At 58.4% G+C, this 23,262-nt stretch carries 20 protein-coding genes and 3 pseudogenes; 22 read left to right on the plus strand and 1 reads right to left on the minus strand.

Annotated elements, in window-relative coordinates:
- Nucleotides 1-26: 26 nt before the first annotated feature.
- The 20 genes and pseudogenes from HAP54_RS22180 (at nucleotide 27) to fdxB (ending at nucleotide 19,840) form a co-directional block, all read left to right on the plus strand.
- Nucleotides 27-224, plus strand: a complete 198-nt coding sequence (locus tag HAP54_RS22180) for a HypC/HybG/HupF family hydrogenase formation chaperone (protein WP_248114467.1) — start codon at nucleotides 27-29, stop codon at nucleotides 222-224.
- A pseudogene (gene hypD / locus HAP54_RS22185) lies at nucleotides 221-1,364 on the plus strand (hydrogenase formation protein HypD). The gene HAP54_RS22180 and the pseudogene hypD overlap by 4 nt, the downstream one beginning before the upstream one ends.
- Entirely contained in the window at nucleotides 1,361-2,407 is a 1,047-nt protein-coding gene (gene hypE / locus HAP54_RS22190; RefSeq protein ID WP_166303875.1) for a hydrogenase expression/formation protein HypE, read from the plus strand. The pseudogene hypD and the gene hypE overlap by 4 nt, the downstream one beginning before the upstream one ends.
- An 800-nt stretch (nucleotides 2,408-3,207) precedes the next feature.
- Nucleotides 3,208-3,468: pseudogene (locus tag HAP54_RS22195) on the plus strand (alanine dehydrogenase); the annotation flags it as partial.
- An 86-nt stretch (nucleotides 3,469-3,554) separates the two neighbouring features.
- Nucleotides 3,555-4,684 (plus strand): IS3-like element ISRj2 family transposase gene (locus tag HAP54_RS22200; protein WP_166296389.1). Its coding sequence is split into 2 segments (ribosomal slippage): nucleotides 3,555-3,807 and nucleotides 3,807-4,684, totalling 1,131 coding nucleotides; the frame shifts between segments, so codons are not numbered across the junction.
- 124 nt (nucleotides 4,685-4,808) lie between these two features.
- Nucleotides 4,809-5,682: pseudogene (locus HAP54_RS22205) on the plus strand (alanine dehydrogenase); the annotation flags it as partial.
- Between the two features lie 131 nt (nucleotides 5,683-5,813).
- Nucleotides 5,814-6,026 (plus strand): hypothetical protein, encoded by a 213-nt coding sequence (locus tag HAP54_RS22210; protein ID WP_156929026.1) that lies wholly within the window; start codon nucleotides 5,814-5,816, stop codon nucleotides 6,024-6,026.
- 387 nt (nucleotides 6,027-6,413) lie between these two features.
- A complete protein-coding gene (locus HAP54_RS22215) occupies nucleotides 6,414-6,608 on the plus strand; it encodes a 4Fe-4S binding protein (protein WP_165128097.1) in 195 nt (64 codons plus the stop codon).
- Nucleotides 6,609-6,795: 187 nt separating this feature from the next.
- Entirely contained in the window at nucleotides 6,796-8,292 is a 1,497-nt protein-coding gene (sufB, locus tag HAP54_RS22220; protein ID WP_166303878.1) for a Fe-S cluster assembly protein SufB, read from the plus strand.
- Between the two features lie 68 nt (nucleotides 8,293-8,360).
- Complete coding sequence (gene sufC / locus HAP54_RS22225) at nucleotides 8,361-9,113, plus strand: Fe-S cluster assembly ATPase SufC (protein WP_029084741.1); 753 nt, start codon at nucleotides 8,361-8,363, stop codon at nucleotides 9,111-9,113.
- A gap of 19 nt (nucleotides 9,114-9,132) precedes the next feature.
- A complete protein-coding gene (gene sufD / locus HAP54_RS22230; RefSeq protein ID WP_029084740.1) occupies nucleotides 9,133-10,455 on the plus strand; it encodes a Fe-S cluster assembly protein SufD in 1,323 nt (440 codons plus the stop codon).
- Complete coding sequence (locus HAP54_RS22235; protein ID WP_165128101.1) at nucleotides 10,452-11,699, plus strand: cysteine desulfurase; 1,248 nt, start codon at nucleotides 10,452-10,454, stop codon at nucleotides 11,697-11,699. Before sufD ends, HAP54_RS22235 begins: the two co-directional genes overlap by 4 nt.
- Nucleotides 11,700-12,168: 469 nt before the next feature.
- The gene (gene nifD / locus HAP54_RS22240) at nucleotides 12,169-13,671 is read left to right on the plus strand and encodes a nitrogenase molybdenum-iron protein alpha chain (RefSeq protein ID WP_166303881.1); all 1,503 of its coding nucleotides are present in this window, start codon (nucleotides 12,169-12,171) and stop codon (nucleotides 13,669-13,671) included.
- Between the two features lie 67 nt (nucleotides 13,672-13,738).
- The gene (gene nifK, locus HAP54_RS22245) at nucleotides 13,739-15,295 is read left to right on the plus strand and encodes a nitrogenase molybdenum-iron protein subunit beta (RefSeq protein WP_166303883.1); all 1,557 of its coding nucleotides are present in this window, start codon (nucleotides 13,739-13,741) and stop codon (nucleotides 15,293-15,295) included.
- A gap of 95 nt (nucleotides 15,296-15,390) precedes the next feature.
- Nucleotides 15,391-17,037: a nitrogenase iron-molybdenum cofactor biosynthesis protein NifE gene (nifE, locus tag HAP54_RS22250; protein ID WP_166303886.1), complete on the plus strand. Its 1,647-nt coding sequence runs from the start codon at nucleotides 15,391-15,393 to the stop codon at nucleotides 17,035-17,037.
- A gap of 8 nt (nucleotides 17,038-17,045) precedes the next feature.
- Entirely contained in the window at nucleotides 17,046-18,455 is a 1,410-nt protein-coding gene (gene nifN / locus HAP54_RS22255) for a nitrogenase iron-molybdenum cofactor biosynthesis protein NifN (RefSeq protein ID WP_166303889.1), read from the plus strand.
- Nucleotides 18,452-18,847, plus strand: a complete 396-nt coding sequence (gene nifX / locus HAP54_RS22260; RefSeq protein WP_166073337.1) for a nitrogen fixation protein NifX — start codon at nucleotides 18,452-18,454, stop codon at nucleotides 18,845-18,847. The genes nifN and nifX overlap by 4 nt, the downstream gene beginning before the upstream one ends.
- Before the next feature lie 6 nt (nucleotides 18,848-18,853).
- A complete protein-coding gene (locus HAP54_RS22265; RefSeq protein WP_166303892.1) occupies nucleotides 18,854-19,318 on the plus strand; it encodes a NifX-associated nitrogen fixation protein in 465 nt (154 codons plus the stop codon).
- A gap of 8 nt (nucleotides 19,319-19,326) precedes the next feature.
- Nucleotides 19,327-19,527 carry a CCE_0567 family metalloprotein gene (locus HAP54_RS22270; RefSeq protein ID WP_029084733.1) on the plus strand — a complete coding sequence of 67 codons (201 nt, stop codon included), beginning with the start codon at nucleotides 19,327-19,329 and terminating at the stop codon, nucleotides 19,525-19,527.
- Nucleotides 19,528-19,540: 13 nt separating this feature from the next.
- Entirely contained in the window at nucleotides 19,541-19,840 is a 300-nt protein-coding gene (gene fdxB, locus HAP54_RS22275; protein WP_029084732.1) for a ferredoxin III, nif-specific, read from the plus strand.
- Between the two features lie 25 nt (nucleotides 19,841-19,865).
- On the opposite strand, the gene HAP54_RS22280 is transcribed toward fdxB, so the two are convergent.
- A protein-coding gene (locus tag HAP54_RS22280) for an IS630 family transposase (protein WP_166293972.1) occupies nucleotides 19,866-20,809 on the minus strand; the annotation gives its coding sequence in 2 pieces (ribosomal slippage) (nucleotides 19,866-20,473 and nucleotides 20,473-20,809; 945 coding nt in all).
- 559 nt (nucleotides 20,810-21,368) lie between these two features.
- On the opposite strand from HAP54_RS22280, the gene HAP54_RS22285 reads away from it, so the two are divergent.
- Together HAP54_RS22285 and HAP54_RS22290 are read left to right on the plus strand one after the other, a co-directional pair.
- Nucleotides 21,369-22,220 (plus strand): host specificity protein, encoded by an 852-nt coding sequence (locus tag HAP54_RS22285; RefSeq protein WP_224741831.1) that lies wholly within the window; start codon nucleotides 21,369-21,371, stop codon nucleotides 22,218-22,220.
- 641 nt (nucleotides 22,221-22,861) lie between these two features.
- Nucleotides 22,862-23,257, plus strand: a complete 396-nt coding sequence (locus HAP54_RS22290) for a Rieske (2Fe-2S) protein (RefSeq protein ID WP_029084673.1) — start codon at nucleotides 22,862-22,864, stop codon at nucleotides 23,255-23,257.
- Nucleotides 23,258-23,262 lie beyond the last annotated feature (5 nt).

The raw sequence follows: 23,262 nt of genomic DNA on the forward strand, positions 1-23,262 counted from the left end.
TTTCGGTCCCGGCTAAGATCGCAAAAATGCTTCCCGACGACATGGCGATCGTATCCATAGATGGCGTCAGCCTGGAAATATCGATCGCACTCATCGACGAGCTCGACGACTGGGTCCTCGTTCATGTCGGCTACGCGCTGGCCAAGATCGACCCGATCGAAGCCAAGCGTACGTTGAAGCTCCTGCAAGAGCTAGGCAGTGCAGCACCGGAACTCCGATCATGAAATATGCCGACGAATTTCGCGACAAGACCTTGGCGCAGGGAATAGCGCGTGCGATTGGCGCCGAAGCTGGTCCGCATAGGGCCTATCGGTTCATGGAATTCTGCGGCGGACACACACATGCGATCTCCCGCTACGGCCTGGTGGACTTGCTGCCCGCGAACGTCCGCATGATCCACGGGCCTGGTTGTCCCGTCTGCGTTCTGCCCGCGAGCCGGATCGACATGGCGATCCGGCTCGCCGAGCGCCCGGGGGTCATCCTGTGCGTTTACGGCGACCTGATGCGCGTGCCCCGGGTCGCAAGGACAGTCATTGCTGCGAGCCAAGGCGCTAGGCGCTGACATTCGGATGGTTTACTCGACGATCGACGCTATTCGGCTCGCCGAACAGGCGCCGAGCCGGGACGTGGTCTTCTTTGCCATTGGATTTGAGACTACGACGCCACCGACGGCGGTGATGATCCGGATTGCCGAGAAGAAGCGGCTGAAGAGCCTCAGCGTGTTCTGCAACCACGTGCTTAAACCGTCCGCCATGCACAGCATTCTCGAGAACCCGAAGATCCGCAATATCGGCGGGGGCGCAATTGATGGCTTCGTCGGGCCTGCACATGTCAGCACCATCATCGGTACGCGACCTTACGAACCTCTGGCAGAACAATTCGGTAAGCCGATCGTGATCGCGGGATTTGAACCGCTCGACGTCATGCAGGCGATCCTGATGCTGGTGCGGCAAGTGAACGAAGGCCGCTGCGGCGTGGAAAATCAATACAGCCGTGCGGTTACGCGCGAAGGCAATCAGCGCGCCAAGGACGAGGTCTCGCAGATATTCGAACTGCGTGAGCAGTTCGAATGGCGTGGACTTGGACTCGTACCCAAAAGCGGACTGAAGCTGAAGCGGGCATACGCGAGATTTGACGCCGAGGCGCGTTTTGCGATGCACGAACTGCGTGTCGCTGACAATCCAGCGTGCGAGTGCTGCGCAATTCTGCGCGGCGCCAAGCGGCCGGTCGACTGCAAGCTGTTTGGAACTGCTTGCACGCCGGAAAATCCCATAGGAGCCTGCATGGTCTCATCGGAGGGCGCTTGCGCCGCGTATTGGACGTATGGCCGAGTTCGCGATGATCAGCTGGGACGGTTGTCATGAGCGTAAAGGCCAATCAACGCAGACTTGATGTCGAGAACGGACGCATTGATCTTTCTCACGGGTCCGGGGGCCGTGCCATGGCGCAGCTAATCTCGGACATTTTTCACCGAGCCTTCGGTAACGAATGGCTCGCCCGCTGCAATGATCAATCGGCGTTTGATGTTGCAACAGGCAGAATGGTGATGACGACGGACGGCTATGTGGTTTCACCGCTGTTCTTTCCTGGCGGCAATATCGGGTCACTCGCTGTGAACGGCACGATCAATGATGTCGCTATGGCCGGCGCGCGTCCGCTCTATCTATCGGCTAGCTTTATCATCGAGGAGGGGGTCCGATTTTCGGATTTGCAAACGATTGCGGATTCGATGGGCGTAGCGGCGCGCGACGCCGGCGTTTACATCATCACTGGGGACACCAAGGTCGTCGAGCGCGGCAAGGCGGACGGTCTGTTCATCTCCACGACCGGCATCGGGTTCCTGGCCGATGCGCTCGATCTCTCGGCCGACAAGGCAAGGGTTGGCGACCGTGTCCTGGTGTCCGGTAGCCTCGGCGATCATGGGGTGGCGATCATGTCAAGGCGCCAGAACGTCGCCTTTCAAATCGAGATCGGCTCGGATTCAGCCGCGCTGCACGACCTCGTAGCCGTCATGGTTGCGGCCGGTGGCAGCGGTATCCGGGTGATGCGTGACCCCACGCGTGGCGGCCTTGCCGCCTCGCTCAACGAGATTGCGCATCAATCGGGCCTCGGCTTCCGTCTGCAGGAAGCCGCCATTCCTGTGAAGCCTGCGGTTGCGGCGACCTGCGAACTCCTTGGGCTTGATCCGATCCATGTCGCTAACGAGGGCAAGCTCGTTGCGATCGTCGCGCCTGATTCTGCTGATGCTGTGCTTGCAGCCATGAAGGCGCATCCGCTCGGGTGCGATGCAGCTGATATTGGAGAGGCGGTAGCTGACGATCACAAGTTTGTGCAGATGGCGACCAGTTTCGGTGGCGGACGAGTTGTCGATTGGCTGTCGGGCGAACAATTGCCTTGGATCTGTTGAACATGTCACGCCCAACTGCGGCGGGCATGAGGGGGCACGCATCAGCGGTTATTAGCCATTCAAAAAAATGAGCTAAAGTCTACGACCTGCCCAGCTGGCGGACTGTGATGCTCGCTCTTCCAGAAATTCGCCAAGGCTGGATTTTCATTTGTGGCATTCCCAAGCCGCGAACCCAGTCCCAAGCGTTTTATTCATGCGCCATCCGTCGCACACCCAAAGTCGTTGCTCCCCACTTGACACTTCGAGGTTAAGGTGAGGCGAAAGGCGCTCTTACGAGGCTCTTTACAGCGCCTTGGCTCAAGTCGCGCCGCTTAGTTTGTAGCCTAGTTTCGCACAAGAGCAGCTTAGAAATAAGAAATCATCGATCTGCTCCCCTGAATCTCGGCGGCTTAGGAGAAGGCACTGACACCGAGGTCCGTGCATTCGCCGACCTCGTGCATAGCCAACGCGTGATTCGCAGGTAATGAGATGAGAATAGGTTTGGTCCAGAGCGGAAGGACCCTGTCATCGCGGCGAAGGTAGTTCTGTAGACGTTTTCAAGACGCCCACGGATCCGTTATATGATTTTTTCAGCGCGGGTGCCATTGCGGTCGAGAGCCTGTTCGCGTCGGCTGCGGAGGGCTCGATCGTTGAGCTCAGCGAGTATGGTTATCTAAGCCACTCAGCATCTTGCCGCATCTTGTTTGAAATCCTGCGCAGCTGGTCAAAGATCGCTGAATTCCTGCGCTATTGTGGCGCTCGCGTCGCAGTATCGTTACGTACTTCCGATTAGAAAGCCGCTCCAGGCAGGCAGTTTTCAAATGAAGGTCGGAGTCCCCAAGGAAATCAAGGCGCACGAATATCGCGTGGGCCTTACCCCTGGAGCTGTCCGCGAATACGTGGCGGCGGGCCACCGCGTGATGATCGAGACCGATGCTGGCGCGGGCATTGGCGCGACGGATGAAGATTATCGCAACGCCGGCGCAACGATTCTGGCGTCCGCAGTCGAGGTATTCGCGTCGAGCGAGATGATCGTAAAGGTTAAGGAGCCTCAGCCGTCCGAATGGAGCCAGCTGCGGGAGAGCTGGCTCCGCAAATTCGGACAGTAGCTTGAGTGGATTTTCTGCCTGACAGCGGCGAGGATTCTTGCCGCGAATCAGGAGCGAAGATGACGAAGAAGAGCCGCCGGATGCATTCTCCGGCATTCAAGGCGAAGGTTGCTTTGGCTGCGGTCAAAGGCGAGAAGACGCTGGCGGAGCTGGCGCAACTGTTTGATGTTCATCCGAACCAGATCACGATCTGGAAAAACCAGCTCCTGGAAGGCGCCGCCGGCGTGTTTGGGCATGACAAGGCGTCGGCCGAGACGCCGGTCGATTTGAAGGCGTTACATGCCAAGATCGGCGAGCTGGCGTTGGAAAACGATTTTTTGTCCGGCGCGCTCACCAAGGCGGGCCTGCTGAGCGCAAAGCGATGATCGACCGCGGTCATGATCTTTCTATCGTGCGCCAGGCGAAGGTCCTGAAGCTGGCTCGCAGCACGGTCTACTATGAACCTCGGCCAGTTTCGGCCGAGGACCTTGCCTTGATGCGTCGGCTCGATGAGCTGCATCTCGATTATCCCTTCGCGGGAGCGCGTATGCAGCGATCGTTGCTGCGGCGGGAGGGCGTATACGCCGGTCGCCGCCACATCGCGACGCTGATGAAGCGCATGGGGATCGAGGCGGTCTATCGTCGCCCGAACACGAGTAAGCCGGCACCGGGTCACAAGATCTACCCGTACCTGTTGCGCGGATTGAAGATCGAGCGGCCCGACCAGGCGTGGGCAATGGACATCACCTACATTCCGATGCGGCGTGGCTTCGTCTATCTCGCGGCGGTCGTCGATGTGTTCAGCCGACGGGTCCTGGCCCATCGCGTCTCGATCACAATGGAGGCGGCCTTCTGCGTCGAAGCGGTCCAGGAGGCGTTGGCGAAGCACGGCAGGCCCGAGATTTTCAACACGGACCAGGGCAGCCAGTTCACCAGCCTCGAGTTCACCGATGTGCTGCTGGACGCGAAGATCGCCATCAGCATGGACGGCAAGGGCGCCTGGCGCGACAACGTGTTTGTCGAGCGGCTCTGGCGCACGGTCAAATACGAAGAAGTTTATCTCCGCGCCTACGACAGCGTGTCCGAGGCGCGAGCGTCAATTGCCAAGTATCTGGCCTTCTACAATCAGGGACGCCCTCACTCGAGCCTTGACGGGCGCACGCCCGACGAGGCTTACTTCGGCACGCAAGCTATGGTGATGGCCGCATGACCGTCGCCGACGATTTTGTCGTCGCTCTGGTCGGGCTACGCCCTCCCGACGCAACGACAAAATCGTAAGGCCCCGCGTTCAGCATAACCCGGCAGGAATCCACTTAAATCCCGCGGGGCGCTGTCCAAACAACCGGCGCCAGCTCTGGGAGAGCCAGATCCTCTTCACTTATCTGCATCTGGCCCCGGACCCCGAGCAGGCCAAGGGGCTCCTAAAATCTGGGTGCACCGAGATCGCCTATGAGACCGTAACTGATGAGCAAGGGGCCATTGCTGGCGCCTATGAGCGAGGTCGCGGATAGGCTTGCGATTGAAGGGGCGGGTAGCGCCCTGAGGCGTAGTGCTGGCGGACGAGGGCTGTTGATCGGTGGAGTGCCCGGTGTTCAGCCGGCCCGGATCGTGGTGATTGGAGGTCGCGTCGTTGGTACGCACGCGGCGCGCATGGCGATCGGTTTGGGTGCAGAGGTCACCATCATCGACCGCTCGATACCCCGGCTCCGCGAACTGGACGAGCTTTTTGAAGGGCGCGTTCGGGCCAGATTCTCGACCATCGACGCCGTGGAGGAAGAGGTATTTGCGGCCGATGTTGTGATTGGTGCGGTACTTGTTCCAGGTGCGAGCGCGCCGAAGCTCGTTCGGCGGGGTATGCTGAGTTCGATGCGTAAGAGGGCGGTGATCGTGGACGTCGCTATCGATCAGGGCGGCTGCTTTGAGACATCGCACCCAACCACTCACGCTGATCCAACCTGCGAAGTGGATGGCGTCATTCATTATTGCGTGGCCAATATGCCCGGCGCCGTGCCGCTGACCTCAAGCCAGGCACTGAATAACGCCACGCTGCCGTTTGGTTTGGCACTGGCCAACAAGGGGTTTGCCGCCGCGCTCGAAAATCCGCACCTGCGCGCGGGCCTCAATGTCCATCGGGGCCGGCTAACTTACAAGGCCGTGGCCGAGAGCCTCGGGTTGCCTTTCTCACCGATCGAACAGGCTGCGGCCTGATCCCAGAGGCCCTTACGGGCGTTTCCTCCCTGACTTGGGCCACCCTTCGGGGTGTTTTTTTTCGGCTCGATCAATTTGCTAACCAGCGCGGGCGGATGTTTGAAACGCGAAGCGAAGCCGGGGAACACCAGATGATCGCGCTTGGCTTTCAGTTGCCCCATGATGCGAGGCAATGTGCCTTTGCCCGTACAGGGCATATGAATGCAGGTTACCGGTCATCTTCGGGGCTTGAAAAGCGGGTGCCGCGGCACCTAAACGCCGCGATCATCGGAGTGACTTTGTCTGGCGCGATCGCCGCGACAGTTTCTGGCTCTGCGGTGGAGATGTGCGTCGTGCCGGTGTGACCCCCGCCGGTTGTTCATCGTGGCGCTTTAGTCGAATCCGCCGCCATTCCGGTGAGCAGAACCAATAACATGGGGCCCGGCCGACCTGGCGGCGGAGCACTCGGGAAGAGGCGACCCGATCGCAGCCGCGTGACCGCGGCCATGGGAAGGATCGCGCCATAGGGCTGGCGGACGCAGTTCACGTGGTTGGCTGACCGCCGTCATTGATCGTGCGCGCCACGGCACCGAGATCAAGCCACTATGATTCCGAATGTAGAGTTTGCGACACGCCGTCGAGGCGGCGACATGCGCTCTGGAAGATAGCCGAGGCAAATCAGCCCAGACTGATTGGCACGAGACTTGAAGGCAAGACGCTGTCCCGCACCTTCTGCTTATGGAACCGCAGTGATGGCCTACAAGATAATCGCGTCCCAGTGCACCGTCTGCGGTGCGTGTGAGTTCGAATGTCCCAACGCTGCGATTAGCCTGAAGAACGACATATATGTGATCGATCCGACCAAGTGCACCCAATGCGAAGGAAATTCTGACGCGCCGCAGTGCGCCGTCGTTTGCCCGGTGCCCGAGACCTGTGTGCCGGCATAGGGAATTAGCTGATGAGTGGGGCCCCGGCGCGAAACAAAATGAAGACACCACTGAGAGCGGCAGCCTACCGGCTTCGTCGATCGATTCTCTTACGCGCTGGCCCCGAGTTGGTCCTAACTTGTGGGATCAGTTCGGAGAGGGCGCGCCGGAACTGGTTGGAGTTGTCTTTGCGCGAGCGGAGCAGGCAATGGTAGCTGTAGAAGAGACGGTCGAGCGCGTCCGGCGCATCGACGTTGACCAGTATCGATATGGGTTTGAGACGCAGATCGAGTCCGACAAGGCCCCGAAGGGGCTGTCGGAAGACACCGTCCGCTTCATCTCTGCAAAGAAGAATGAGCCGGCCTGGATGCTGGAATGGCGTCTGGAGGCGTATCGCCGCTGGCTGACCATGACCGAGCCGATCTGGGCGCGCGTCAACTATCCGAAGATCGACTATCAGGACATCTACTACTACGCGGCGCCGAAGCCCAAGAAGACGCTGTCCTCGATCGACGAGATCGATCCGGAAATCCTCAAGACCTACGAGAAGCTCGGCATTCCCTTGCGCGAGGTTGCGATCCTCGAAGGCGTCGAGCCGCCGCCTGGTGGCGCGCTGTCGCCCAGCCGCAAGATCGCGGTCGACGCCGTGTTCGATTCGGTGTCGGTGGCGACCACCTTCCAGAAGGAGCTGAAGGCGGCCGGCGTGATCTTCATGCCGATCTCGGAGGCGATCCGCGAGCATCCCGAGCTGGTGCAGAAATATCTGGGCACCGTGGTGCCGACCACGGACAATTACTTCGCGACGCTGAACTCGGCGGTGTTCTCCGACGGCTCGTTCGTTTATGTGCCGCCGGGCGTGCGTTGCCCGATGGAGCTGTCGACCTATTTCCGCATCAACGAGCGCAACACCGGCCAGTTCGAGCGCACGCTGATCATCGCCGACAAGGGCTCCTACGTCTCCTATCTTGAAGGCTGCACCGCGCCGCAGCGCGACGAGAACCAGTTGCACGCCGCCGTGGTCGAGTTGGTCACACTCGACGATGCCGAGATCAAGTATTCGACGGTGCAGAACTGGTACCCCGGCAATTCCGAGGGCAAGGGCGGCATCTACAATTTCGTCACCAAGCGCGGCGACTGCCGCGGCAGGAATTCCAAGATCTCCTGGACCCAGGTCGAGACCGGTTCGGCGATCACCTGGAAATATCCGAGCTGCATCCTGCGCGGCGACAATTCGAGCGGCGAGTTCTACTCGATCGCGATCTCGAACGGCTTCCAGCAGGTCGATAGCGGCACCAAGATGATCCACCTCGGCAAGAACACGTCGAGCCGGATCATCTCGAAGGGCATCGCCGCCGGCAAATCGCAGAACACCTATCGCGGCCTCGTCAGTGCGCACCGTAAGGCCACCGGCGCGCGCAACTACACCGCCTGCGATTCGCTCCTGATCGGCGACAAATGCGGCGCGCACACCGTGCCCTATGTCGAGGCCAAGAACTCCTCGGCAACGTTCGAGCACGAAGCGACCACGTCGAAGATCTCCGAGGACGTGCTGTTCTACTGCGTGCAGAGAGGCTTGAGCGAGCAACAGGCCCTTGGCCTTGTCGTCAATGGCTTCGCCAAGGACGTTCTGCAAAAACTGCCGATGGAGTTCGCGGTGGAAGCGCAGAAGCTGATCTCGATCTCGCTCGAAGGGTCCGTCGGATAGCCAACCGTCCCGCGGGACCTCCCGAGTGCGGCTCACCCGGGATGATGCATTTCAGGAGATAGATCAGAATGGCGCTACTCGAAGTTCGAGATTTGCATGCCGGCATGGACGAGCGCGAAATTCTTCGCGGGTTCGATCTTACGGTCAACGCGGGTGAGGTACACGCGATCATGGGGCCGAACGGCTCCGGAAAGACCACGCTCAGCCACATTATTTCCGGCAAGCCCGGGTATCAAGTGAGTGCAGGCCAAATCCTGTTCAACGATGAAGATCTTCTCGCGATGGAACCGGAGGAGCGCGCTGGCAAGGGGATATTTCTTGCGTTTCAGTATCCGGTGGAAATTCCCGGCGTGACCACCATGAACTTCCTGCGTACGGCGTTGAACGCTCAGCGTAAAGCGCGCGGGCAAAAGGAATTCTCCACGCCCGATTTTCTCAAAAGGGCCCGCGAGATAGCCAAGTCGCTCAACATCCCACAAGGCATGCTGAAGCGCGGCTTCAATGTCGGATTTTCCGGCGGCGAGAAAAAGCGCAACGAGATTTTGCAGATGGCGCTATTCGAGTCGAGCCTGTGCATCTTGGATGAGATAGATTCCGGCCTCGATATCGACGCGCTGCGCATCGTCTCCAACAGTATCAACGCTCTGCGTTCGCCGGAACGGGCGATGATCGTGATCACCCACTATCGGCGGCTTCTCGACTATATAGCGCCGGATTTTGTGCATGTGATGTCCAAAGGGCGGGTAAGGAAGCGCGGCGGCAGAGAACTCGCGCTGGAGCTCGAGGCTTGTGGCTACGCTCAATTTGAAGGTGCGGCCTGACCTCTCAAGAGATTTCCTGATGAAGCAAGTTTTGGCAAGAGAAGCCGACGCCGGACGTGCAAAGAGCAATCTCTTCACCGCGGCGCACGGACGGCTGCCTGGCTGTGGGCCTGTCGCCCATATCCGTGCGAGGGCATTCGAGGCCTACGAGCGTGCCGGCCTCCCGCATCGGCGCATCGAGGCTTGGAAATATACAGATTTATGCGCCTTGATCGGCGAGGTACTGCCACTCGCTCCGCGACCAGATGCAGCTGCGCTGGTGCGCGCAAAGTCGTCGGTCATGCAAGCGGCTGCCGATCAAGCAGTCAAACTGGTTTTGGTGGATGGAATATTCGCACCCGAGCTATCCGACGTCGGTAGCCTCGAAAATGGGATCGATGTGCGGTCGTTGCGGGAGATTCTGGAGAATCCGGCCAATAGCGCAATGGCCGGCCTGGTGCTTTCGACCACAACTGATGCGATGATCTCGCTCAATGCCGCGATGGCGACCGACGGCCTGGTGATTACGATCGCCGAGGGCAGCGCGATTAAGCGTCCCATTCAGATCGTTCACGTTGCAACCTCATTGTCGGTGTCCGACTTTACCCGTTCCTACCTGCAGCTAGGTAAGGGAGCGCACGCGGCTGTGGTGGAAACATTCGTCGCGGCTGATGGCGCGAGCCGATATCAAACCAACGATGCGATAATTGTCCTGGTTGGTGACGAGGCGAGCCTTTCGTATATCCGGGTGGCAGCTGATGCCGCTGACGCCGTGAACCTTTCGTCGGGAATCATCGTAGTCGGTACCAGAGCGAGCCTCAATCTCTTCAGCATGACCTGCAGCGGCTCCATCGGTCGCTATCAGGGATTCGTCACACTGGCCGGCGAGGGATCCAGGCTCTCGGCGAACGGGGTCAATCTCATCAGGGAAAAACAGCACGCCGACACAACAATCGTAGTCGACCACGCCGTGCCGCATTGCATCAGTCGGAATAAGTTCCACGCGGTCGTCGACGATTGCGGCCGCTCGGTGTTCCAGGGCCAAGTCGTCGTACGTCCCGCCTCGCAGAAGACGGAAGCCGCGCTGATGACGCGAGCGCTGCTCCTGTCCGACCAGGCCGAGGCGGACAATAAGCCCGAACTCGAAATCCTTGCCGACGACGTGACTTGCGGCCACGGATCGACTTCAGGTGCGCTGGACACCAGTCTCATATTCTATCTGCGCGCTCGAGGTCTATCAGAGAAGGATGCGCAGGCGTTGTTGATTAGAGCATTCATTGGCGAGCCGATCGAGGAGATCCCCGCCGGCAATCTGCGCGAATTTGTGACCGCGCGAGCTGAACACTGGCTGCGGGCGCGATGAGTGTGCACCCCGCGATAGGCAACGGTAGTTACCAGGTCAGCCGTCTGCGCGCGGACTTTCCTGCGCTGTCCATGACGGTGTACGACAAGCCGCTTGTGTACCTTGATAACGCCGCATCCGCGCAAAAGCCGAATGCGGTTCTTGACCGCATGATGCATGTGTACTCCAGCGAATACGCCAATGTACATCGCGGCCTGCACTATCTGGCGAATGCGGCGACGGAGGCGTATGAGGGCGCCCGTACCAAGGTGGCGCGGTTTGTGAACGCACATCTGAACGAAGAGATCGTCTTCACCCGCAGCGCTACGGAGGCCATCAATCTGGTCGCCCAGACCTTCGGCCGTGAACGGGTCAGCGCCGGTGACGAGATCGTTCTGTCGATTATGGAACACCACTCCAACATTGTGCCGTGGCATTTTTTAAGAGAACGGCTCGGCGCAGTCATCAAGTGGGCGCCGGTTGATGATGACGGCAATTTCCTGCTCGATGCATTTGAGCGGCTCTTGACCCCGCGCACCAAGATGGTTGCGATCACTCAGATGTCGAACGTGCTGGGTACCGTTTTGCCAGTGAAAGACGTAGTGAGGATCGCACATGCACGGGGTATTCCCGTACTGGTCGACGGCTCGCAAGGATGTGTCCATTTGACCGTCGACGTCTGCGACATCGATTGCGATTTCTACGTAATGACAGGCCATAAACTCTATGGTCCGACAGGGATCGGCGTGCTTTACGGCAAGTCAGAGCATCTTTCGTCAATGCCGCCCTTCAATGGTGGCGGCGAGATGATCCGTCAGGTCTCGCGTGCCGGCGTCATCTATGGTGAACCGCCGCACCGGTTCGAGGCGGGGACGCCGCCGATTGTCGAGGCGATCGGTTTGGGGGCGGCTTTAGATTACATCAATTCGATAGGCAAAGAACAGATCCGCAAGCACGAGAACGCGCTGCTCGCTTACGCAAATGAGAAGCTAGGGGACATCAACGCCGTACGAATCATCGGGACGCCGGCCGAAAAGGGGCCGATCATCTCCTTTGATATGAAAGGCGCGCATGCACATGACATTGCTACGGTCATCGACCGCGCCGGAGTTGCAGTGCGGGCGGGTGGCCATTGCGCGATGCCGCTGCTCGAGCGCTTGGGTGTGCTGGCGACGTGCCGTGCGTCTTTCGCACTTTACAACACAAGTGAAGAGATTGATACGCTCGTGCGGGCACTTATCAAGGCACGACAGCTGTTCTCGTGAGCCGGTGAGCTTGCGGCGTCTGGGCGGTGGAGCATCGAACTCCCGACGATGACGACGTCATAACCGTTGGCATCATCGTCGTCGCTGAAGGCAAGTATCTGTAGATCTCAACAAGCATGGATGGCGTGGGCAAACCCGGGCTCGATCAGCCGGCCTTTGCCGCTCGGTTCGCTTGTTACGGGCGCTCTCTCGAGCGCGGAGCATCGCGATCGGCAGCCGCACATCTGGAATCGTGCGGTGCTACTTCACATATCGCCGCCCCTGTTCCATTTCGAACAGGACCAAACGAAGGGTTCTCCGGGCAAAGCGCGATGTCGCGTTAGCCACAATACCCCGTGCTGCACCACGGAGCGCGCTAACTGATTTCAATCGTTCCGCTTTTTGTGCTCGCGCCGCACTGGCATGCTCGTTGCAGAACTCTAGGGCACGAAGCCGCTCTCGCAACAGCTAACCCTCGAAGGACCTCAGCATGAGCCTCGCCTCGACCCAGAGCATCGCAGAAATCAGGGCTCGCAACAAAGAGCTGATTGAGGAGGTCCTGAAGGTCTATCCGGAGAAGACCGCAAAACGGCGCGCCAAGCATCTCAACGTGCACCAAGCCGGCAAGTCGGACTGTGGGGTCAAGTCCAACATCAAATCCATCCCTGGTGTGATGACAATCAGAGGCTGCGCCTACGCAGGATCCAAGGGCGTGGTCTGGGGGCCGATCAAGGACATGGTCCATATCAGCCATGGACCGGTGGGCTGCGGTCAGTACTCGTGGGGCTCGCGTCGTAACTATTACGTTGGCACGACCGGGATCGATAGCTTCGTGACCCTGCAATTCACCTCCGACTTCCAGGAAAAGGATATCGTATTCGGTGGCGACAAGAAACTGGTCAAAGTTCTTGACGAAATCCAGGAGCTTTTCCCACTCAACAACGGCATCACCATCCAGTCGGAATGCCCGATCGGATTGATTGGAGACGACATCGAGGCTGTGTCAAGAGCGAAATCCAAGGAGTATGGCGGCAAGACAATCGTGCCGGTCCGCTGCGAGGGCTTTCGCGGCGTCTCGCAGTCGCTCGGCCACCACATTGCCAACGACGCCGTGCGTGATTGGATTTTCGACAAGTTCGAGCCAGATGGTAAACCGAAGTTTGAGTCGACGCCGTACGATGTTGCGATCATCGGAGACTACAATATCGGTGGCGACGCCTGGTCATCGCGAATTATTCTGGAGGAAATGGGCCTGCGGGTGATTGCGCAGTGGTCTGGTGACGGTTCACTCGCTGAGCTCGAGGCAACGCCGAAGGCAAAGCTCAACATTCTGCATTGTTACCGCTCCATGAACTACATCTCCCGCCACATGGAAGAGAAGTTCGGTATTCCGTGGTGCGAGTATAACTTCTTTGGACCTTCAAAGATCGCAGTGTCGCTGCGCAAGATCGCGGGCTACTTCGACGATAAGATTAAAGAAGGCGCTGAGCGGGTGATTGAAAAGTACCAGCCGCTGGTGAGCGCCGTAATAGCAAGATATCGCCCGCGCCTGGAGGGCAAGACGGTGATGTTGTACGTCGGCGGTCTTCGCCCGCGTCATGTGATTGGCGCATACGAGGACCTCGGGATGGAAGTCGTGGGTACCGGATACGAGTTCGGCCACAACGACGACTATCAGCGCACCGCCCAGCACTACGTCAAGGACAGCACGCTCATCTACGACGACGTCAATGGCTACGAGTTCGAGCGTTTTGTCGAAAAGCTCCAGCCCGACCTGGTCGGATCGGGCATCAAGGAAAAATACGTTTTCCAAAAGATGGGTATACCGTTCCGGCAGATGCATTCCTGGGACTATTCAGGTCCATATCACGGCTATGACGGCTTTGCGATCTTCGCGCGCGACATGGACATGGCTGTCAACTCGCCGATCTGGAAGAAGATGAAAGCGCCTTGGAAAGAAGCTTCGAAGGCGAAGCTCTTGGCTGCAGAATAAAGCAATGTATCTGGCTCTTCGTGGAGAGCCGGGACGATACCAATTTCGATAGTGAAGGATCTTAAAAATGGCGCAGAGTGCAGAACACGTGCTCGATCATCTCGAACTGTTTCGCGGTCCAGAATACCAGCAGATGCTGGCTAACAAGAAGACGTTCGAGAATTCCCGCGATCCAGCCGAGGTTGAACGCATCAAGGAATGGACGAAAACGCCTGAATACCGCGAGAAGAATTTTGCGCGGGAGGCGCTGGCGGTAAATCCGGCCAAAGCCTGCCAGCCGCTTGGCGCCGTGTTCGCCTCGGTCGGTTTTGAGGGCACGCTGCCCTTCGTCCACGGCTCGCAAGGCTGCGTGGCTTACTACCGCAGCCATCTGTCGAGGCACTTCAAGGAGCCGAGTTCCTGCGTCTCTTCCTCGATGACGGAAGACGCCGCGGTGTTCGGCGGCTTGAACAACATGATCGATGGACTTGCCAACAGCTACAACATGTACAAGCCCAAGATGATTGCGGTTTCCACGACCTGCATGGCCGAGGTGATTGGCGATGATCTCAATGCGTTCATCAAGACATCGAAGGAAAAGGGCTCTGTTCCGGCGGAGTTCGACGTGCCGTTTGCACACACGCCGGCGTTCGTCGGTAGCCACGTCACCGGGTATGACAACGCACTCAAGGGTGTTCTGGAGCATTTCTGGGACGGCAAGGCCGGAACAGCGCCGAAGCTGGAGCGCAAGCCAAACGAGTCGATCAACATCATTGGTGGGTTCGATGGCTACACCGTCGGAAACCTTCGTGAGATTAAGCGCATCTTGGCGCTGATGGGTATCCAATACACCATACTGGCCGATAACTCCGACGTCTTCGATACCCCGACTGATGGCGATTTCCGGATGTATGACGGCGGCACCACGCTGGAAGACGCAGCTAACGCGGTTCACGCCAAGGCGACAATCTCAATGCAGCAGTGGTGTACCGAAAAAACGCTGCCGCTCGTGTCTGAGCATGGCCAGGACGTCGTCTCTTTCAATTACCCGGTGGGCGTCTCCGCAACAGATGACCTTCTCCTGGCGCTATCACGCATCAGCGGCAAGCAGGTCCCGGAGCAACTCGCGCGAGAGCGTGGCCGCTTGGTTGATGCCATCGCTGACTCCAGCGCGCATATCCATGGCAAGAAGTTCGCAATCTATGGCGATCCGGATCTCTGCTATGGGTTGACCGCCTTTCTGCTCGAACTCGGCGCCGAACCAACCCATGTGCTGTCCACCAACGGCAATAAGGCGTGGCAGGACAAAATGCAGGCGCTGTTTGCAAGCTCACCGTTTGGGCATGCCTGCCAGTCCTATCCGGGCCGAGACCTCTGGCACATGCGCTCGCTCTTGTTCACCGAGCCGGTCGATCTTCTGATTGGCAACACCTATGGCAAGTACCTGGAACGTGACACGGGAACGCCACTGATCCGCATCGGCTTTCCGGTGTTTGATCGGCATCATCACCACCGCTCCCCTGTGTGGGGCTATCAGGGCGGCCTGAATGTGCTGGTGAAGATCCTCGACAAGATCTTCGACGAAATCGACCGGAAGACCAACGTTCTTGGCAAAACTGACTACAGCTTCGACATCATTCGTTGATGACGGACAATGCACGTGCCGTCGCCGAAAACACTGGCGATGGCACGAGCGCACGATGGCTCAACTTGCAATTAGTTCGGCTAAGAGGAGAACGGATGAGTTCGCTGTCAGCTACGGTCCAGAATATTTTCAACGAGCCGGGCTGCGCCAAGAACGGCAGTAAGTCGGAGGCTGAGCGCAAGAAGGGATGCACCAAGCTACTGCAGCCGGGTAGTGCGGCGGGCGGCTGCGCCTTCGACGGTGCTAAGATCGCGCTACAGCCGTTTACCGACGTCGCTCATTTGGTGCATGGTCCGATCGCTTGCGAAGGCAACTCCTGGGACAATCGCGGCGCGGCGTCTTCCGGTTCGAATCTATGGCGCACCGCATTCACAACCGATATGAACGAAACCAATATCGTATTTGGAGGTGAGAGGCGGCTCTGGAAGGCGATCAAGGAAATCGTCGACAAGCATGACCCGCCCGCCATTTTCGTCTATCAGACCTGTGTTCCCGCGATGATCGGCGACGACGTCAACGCGGTCTGTAAGGCCGCCTCGCAAAGGTTCGGCAAACCGGTCATCCCGATCAATTCCCCGGGGTTCGTTGGCTCCAAGAACCTCGGCAATAAGCTCGCCGGCGAGGCTTTGCTGGAACATGTGATCGGAACGCGGGAGCCAGACCGCACCACACCTTACGACATCAATCTGATCGGAGAATACAATCTTTCGGGGGAGCTCTGGCAAGTCAAGCCTTCGCTCGATGAGCTTGGAATCCGGATTCTCTCATGCATCTCGGGCGATGCCAAATATCGTGAAGTCGCGTCGTCCCATCGCGCGCGGGCGGCGATGTTGGTGTGCTCAAAGGCCATGATCAACGTCGCGCGCAAGATGGAGGAACGCTACGGAATCCCGTTCTTCGAAGGCTCGTTCTACGGTGTCCAGGATTCAAGTGATTCGCTGCGCCAGATTGCCCGCTTATTGGTTGAGCGCGGCGCACCGCAAGATCTGCTCGGGCGCACCGACGCGGTGATCGCGCGCGAGGAGGAGCGGGCCTGGGCCGCGATCGAACCGTACAAGTCACGCTTCAAGGGAAAGAAGGCTTTGCTGATTACCGGCGGGGTCAAGTCATGGTCGGTCGTTGCGGCACTACAGGAGGCCGGGCTCGAATTGGTCGGAACCAGCGTGAAGAAATCGACAAGGGAGGACAAAGAGCGCATCAAGGAGCTCATGGGACAGGATGCCCACATGATCGAGGACATGTCGCCGCGTGAAATGTACGAGATGTTGAAGGGCGCAAAAGCGGACATCATGCTATCGGGCGGCAAATCGCAGTTCGTCGCGCTGAAAGCAACGACGCCTTGGCTCGATATCAACCAGGAGCGATGCCATGCCTATATGGGCTATGTCGGAATGATCAAGTTAGTGGAGGAGATCGACAAGTCGCTCTCAAATCCGATGTGGGAGCAGGTACGTCGACCGGCACCATGGGAGGCCTTGGCCAGGGCGAAGCTGCATATGCAGTCGCCGGCGGCCGAGATCGCCTGCGAACCGGCGCTCGCCGAAACGGCGCGCCGCGCGAGGAAGATTTGCCACTGTAACACGGTCGATCTCGGCACGATCGAGGATGCGATCTACGCGCATGGTCTGAGAAGCGTCGAGGAAGTCAAAGAGCACACCGATGCGGTCGGTGGTTGCTGCAAGAGACGCATCGAGGACATCTTGGTGCCCTCGCCATCTGCCATGCTGCAGGCCGCAGAATAGGGGGAATCATGGCCCTCACCACGGTGCCAACAAAAGCCTGCGCGGTCAACCCGCTGAAGATGAGCCAGCCGATTGGCGGCGCATTCGCCTTCATGGGGCTGCGCGGGGCGATGCCGCTTCTGCATGGCTCGCAAGGATGCACTTCTTTCGGGCTCACGCTGTTTGTGCGGCATTTCAAGGAGGTGGTACCGCTGCAGACCACCGCGATGAGCGAGGTCGCGACCGTGCTCGGCGGCTATGAGAACCTCGAGCAGGCGATACTCAATATCTACAACCGAGCCAAGCCAAAGATAGTCGGAATCTGCTCGACCGGCATCACCGAGACTAACGGAGACGATGTGGATGCTTACCTCAAGCTAATCCGAAACAAGCATCGGCAACTTGCGAAATTGCCGCTGGTCTATGTCTCGACACCCGATTTCAAGGGCGCGTTCCAGGACGGCTGGGAGAAGGCTGTGACGCGCATTGTGGAATTGCTGGTGGAAGGGCCCAACGTCAACGGCCTGCGCGATTCCTCGAGAGTGAACGTTCTTCCAGGATGTCACCTCACGCCGGGTGATCTTGACGAACTCCGTGCCATCCTGGAGGATTTTGGGTTGCGGCCATCCTTCCTGCCTGACCTGGCAGCGTCGCTCGATGGGCATATCCCCGACGAGTTTACGTCAACGACCATCGGCGGCATCGGCGTCGACGAGATCGCGAGCATGGGCCGCGCCGGGTGGACCATTGCAATCGGCGCGCAGATGCGGCGAGCGGCAGAGGTCATGCAGGCCAAAAGCGGCGTTCCATTTCGCCTCTTCGAGCGGCTGTGCGGCCTCGGTCCGTGCGACGAATTCATGACGTTTGTGAGTGAAATCAGCGGCCGTCCCGTGCCACCGAAATATCGGCGGCAGCGCGGCCAGCTCACGGATGCAATGCTGGACGCGCACTTCCATATTGGTGGTCGCAGACTTGCGATCGCCGCTGAGCCAGACCTCCTATATGATCTCTCCAGTATGCTGCACGAGATGGGGGCGCAGGTGCGTGCGGCCGTAACGACCACACAATCGGCGGTGATTGAGCGGATCAAGACCAACGAGGTGCTAATTGGTGATCTTGAGGATCTCGAAGAGCTTGCCAGAACCGAGAATTGCGACTTGCTGATCACGCATTCGCATGGCAGGCAAGCGGCTGCCCGGCTGAAAATTCCGTTCTATCGTGCGGGTTTTCCGATGTTCGATCGACTTGGCGCAGGGCACCAACTATCGATCGGTTATCGTGGTACCCGCGATCTGATCTTCGATATCGCCAATCTCGTGATCGCGGACCGCGAGGAGAACCATCAACCTACGCCCGATCGATGGCGGGCTCCGGTCGCACTGCCATCAAGGTCCGGGCATCTCAGTTCCATCGGTGCAGCCGAGAGGTCGACTGCATGAAGGTCGCATTCGCCACTCAAGATCTAAGGCGCGTCGATGCTCATTTTGGTTGGGCAAAGAATATTGCTATCTACGAGGTCGCGCCAAGCGGGCACGTGTTTCTCAAAGCGGTTGAGTTTGAGGGCGATCTCAAGGAAGACGGCAACGACGACAAGTTAGCGCCGAAGATCGAGGCGATTAAAGATTGCGCAATTCTTTACGTTGCTGCCATCGGCGGTGCCGGTGCTGCCCGGGTGGTCGCCAACAAGATCCATCCGATCAAGGTAAACAAGCCAGAAAACATTCTGGTGCTGCTCGAAAAGCTCGAGGACGTCCTAAGAGGCACACCACCTCCCTGGCTACGCAAGGCAATGGCAAAGGACCAGCGGAGCACATTCGAGTTCGACGAATGAGATGAAATGACCGCAGAAATAGAGCAGCAGGACAGCTCCGCCGATGCGCTGTTCATCAAGGAGCTAGTCAAGTGTTGGCGCGCTCAGGACACCACGGGAGCCTGGAAGGCCAAGAGCGATCTCGACCTTCTCGAGCCCTATGTCTTGGACAAGGAAAAGCGGCGTGCGTTGCCGATTGTCGGTGATCCTGGCCCCGATACGCTGTGGCGGCTGGAACTGTTCTTCAACGCGGTCGCGCTCGCGGTCGAGAGGGAAACCGGTGTGATGATCCAGCCGATCTTGAAGCTGCATCATGAAGGATTTGGCCGCATCGTGCTGATCGGAGGCCGGCTGAGCGCCGTGAACAAGCGGCTGCGTGATGTGCATCGCTTCGGGTTCGATAGCCTCGCAAAGCTCGCGCAAGAGGGAGGCAAATATGTCAGGGAGGGAATCGACCTGATACGGAAGTTTCCGGACGTGGCGAACTATTGAGGATACTGATGAGCGAACGTGAAACACTGAAGGCTGAAATAAAGAAGCTATCGGCCAAAGCGCTACAAGCCAAAATGGATTTGCACGACCTTTCGGAGGAATTGCCCATCAACTGGACCTCGATCATGGTCGTTGCGCAGAAGGCGCACGATGCCTATGCCGAACTTGAGCGCAGAAACCATGATTTGAAGGCGTTGGAAAATACTTAAGAGGGGCCGACACATGTCATTTACAACGCGCGATGGCCGCGACTGGACGCCAGACTACCTGATGTCGATTGACGCCAAAAAATGCATCGGCTGTGGCCGCTGTTTCAAGGTGTGTGGCCGAGGTGTCATGGCGTTGAAGGGAATCAGCGAGGACGGCGAACTTGTTGATCTTGACGATGACGAGGACGATGAGATCGAAAAGAAGATCATGGTTCTGAATGATCAGGGCGCCTGCATCGGCTGCGGCGCGTGCGCCAGGGTGTGTCCGGCCAATTGCCAGGTCCATGTTTCAGCCCCAGCCGAAGCTGCCTGACCGGTGGCCCTAGAGCGTGATGAGTTTAGTTTTGGTCATATCCGGCCTTTGCGAAGTAGTTGGCGCATTCGGCCGGTGAGACGGTGCCGAGGATCGGAGCGATAGCATCGTAGACGGCCTCGGTGGTTCGCTGTGCGGCTTTGCGCAGCCAGTGTTTGAACTTGGCGAAGAACTGCTCGATCGGATTGAGATCAGGCGAGTATTTCGGCAGGTAGAAGAGCCGGGCGCCGGCGGCACGGATGGCGCGACGCACGGCGTGGGCCTTGTGCGAGCCGAGATTGTCCATGATGACGATGTCGCCGTGCCGCAGGGTCGGGACCAGAGCCTTCTCGATATAGACAAGGAAGGCTTCGCCGTTGATCGGCCCCTCGAGGAACCACGGAGCGGTAATGCGATCGTGGCGCAAGGCGGCCATGAAGGTCATGGTCCGCCAGCGGCCGTGCGGTACCTTGGCTTTGATACGTTGACCGCGCGGCGCCCAGCCCCGCAGCGGCGCCATATTGGTCTTGGTCCAGGTCTCATCGATGAACACCAGCCGAGTGGGATCGATCCGATCCCGATACTTGGTCCACTGCGCCCGCCGACGGGTGACATCGGGACGATCCTGCTCGGCGGCAATCATCGTCTTTTTTTGTAACTGAGCTTCTCGGCGTGGACGAACTCCCACATCGTGCGGTAATCGACCTTCAGGCCACGCTCAGCGAGTTCGGCCACCAGCCCGCGCACGGTAAAATCGTTTCGGCACCGTTGCATCAGCCATTCGCGGTGCGGCCCCGCAATCTTCTTTGGCCGATAGCCCCCGATCTGGTCTGGCTTGACGCTACCGGTCTCGTGGAAGCGCTGTACCCAGTTGATCGCCGTGCTGATGCCCACCCCAAATTGAGCCGCTGCCTGATGCCGCGACAGGCCACCTTTGATGACAGCTCTCACTACCCGCTCACGAAGGTCGTCCGAATAGGCTCGTCCCATCCATGCTGGCCTCCTTCCCAGCCAGCATGTTGAATCAGAAGCCTTCCGATTTGGGAATCCCAAATCGATTCAAGCTAGACCCATCCCGCTCTAGCCCGCTTGCGGCAGGCGCTATATTTGCAATGGAATAGATCCATTGTTGATCACTTGATCTGCGATGGAGATCAGACCCGCATGCTCTGACGGCTTCAGTTATTAAGACACAGCGAGCGGAGACGTTGCAGCTAAGGCTGTTTGATCGGCAAGGCAAGCGCATACCCTTGGGTGACAACACCGTCTCGAAGATCAGTCTCTTAGCAGTGGGGTCAGCGTTTCGTGCAGGTGTATTGCGATTCAGGTCATAACGCATGGCGCAATGCTGATCCCGATGAGGGAGCACGCTCCTCGGGTGAACGGTACCGTCTTTATTTGTTTGCCTGCTCCCTTGAGGATTGGAAGAGCCTAAATTGGCCGCCTATGCGTCAGGTTATGGTCAGCTAACCTGTATATCATCCTCCGCAGAGCTCGTGCGGCACGAGCTCATACAGCGTGCAATTGAGCCGAGAGGAGAGCGAATCTGATGTATGGCAGAATCGTCGGATCGTCCAGCCAGTCTGGAAGCGCCAGCCACGTTGATGAGTCTGGAGATGAGGGAGAGAGCCCGCGATTTGCGGACACAGTTGCAGGCATGGAGCCCGGTGCGTCGTCGTCGGTGACAACGATGCCATACTCTCTGGCTTCCGATCCGCCGATCATAGAGATCGATCGATCTTCCTTCACGGAGGGAGTGAGGAGATTTTTGGGCGGTGACATCAGGCACATCGCCAGTAACCCAGAAGAGTACTCGGATTTCGTGTCCGGGAAGGCTCGGCGCGCAGGAATGGTTGCTGGAAGCTACCTCCACACTTACGATGATCCAAGCAAGCCAGCACGATTCTACAGCTATCAGTTGGGTGACGAAACTGTCGGGCTTTTAAGAGCAGGTGGGCCGGCTCGAATCAAGGGGGAGCAGTTTCGGCAACAGTTTGGACGCAATGATATCACGTCCGTGGTTGACCTTCGGGTTACTCATCCGTTGGTCGAGAACGCGGGCGATATTCTGCTGGAGCATCAACTGCGACAGGACGGCGACCATCCCTTGGTCTTGTCACGTCCTGGCTTGGAGGGCATGGAACCCCGTCTGGCCGAAATGGGTTTTGTTCACATGGGGCGTAATTATTGGGCGCTTGATCCTAACCAGCATCCAGAAGTGTGGACGAAAAACGAGAGCAACGAGTGGCAGCGAGTAGACAAACCTACGAAGTATCTTACTAAGGTCGAGGATAGTGACACCGCTTCTGAAGCAAGTGTCGAAAGTGCCGAAGCGGCCTCTTCAGATGATGATCCGTCATTCTACTTGGAGCAAGCTCTCGAAGGATTGCGCATGGAGTAGAACAGCCGCAATAGAGAGACCTGGGCAGGAAATGACGGCTGTTTCGTGAATGGACGCGCCGCCGCGAAGGTCCTGGCGTTAAACGAGGGGGGGGGGCGTACGTTAGCAGCGTGCGGCCCCATTCGCCTGCCTATCCTATTCAGAAAGTAATGATATTCTCGCGCTTGCGGGCCGTGCAGCTGGAATCGGTGCAACGAAGATCGAGTACGAATCCGCGCCCCAATCGTGTAGCCAATGCAACGGTGCGTCATGATATGAGCAGGTTGAGGGCGGTATGTGCTCAAGGAAGCTTCGGATCAAACTATATGCCAAGGTGACGATCGCGACACAATTCGCAGCGTATTTGGTCTAGTTGGCGCAAGTGGAAAGGCTGTGGCGATCAGTGAGCAACCACTGCGTTTAGTTCAGTAAGGTGTCGGAAAAGTTGGCGCGCGAAAGTTGCAGCTGCGAATGGGCAAGGAGTAGGCAATAAGCCTCGATGCTCGCGCGGAGCCGACCCAATCGTGCACCTGCGCCAATCAGCTGTGACGAAGCCTTAAGGTCGGATCGTCAGAAAGCCGAGCGGTTCTGGCTCTTCTACGGTTCTTGCATGTTTGATCGTCCCGCGAAATGAAGAGCGTCCTGCAATAAACGAGCAATGAATGCAGCCAGATGCAATCTATGCGATTTGTGGCATTAACGACATTCCAAGCCGCCGGGCCATGGGTTTCCATCTGATGGTCGTCGATGACGAGGGCGGTCACCGGCCGTGGTCCATCGTTGTAGTGCGGTGGGGCAAGCAGGTGTTTGGTTATGCCAATAAATGCCCGCACAACAGCGTCAATCTGGACTGGAACTGGAACGAATTCCTGGATCCATACGGCATCCGGCTGATGTGCGGCAAGCACGGATCGACCTTCGAGCTCGCCACGGGACGATGCGTCGAAGGTCCATGTAAGGGTGGCGCGCTCACGCCGATCGCGTTGACGGTTCTGGATGGCGATATCTGTGTCGTCGGTATGCCTCTTGTCGAAGACGATGCGCTTCCCAACGAATGAAGGCC

The sequence above is a fragment of the Bradyrhizobium sp. 2S1 genome, assembly GCF_011516625.5.
GTDB lineage: Bacteria > Pseudomonadota > Alphaproteobacteria > Rhizobiales > Xanthobacteraceae > Bradyrhizobium > Bradyrhizobium septentrionale.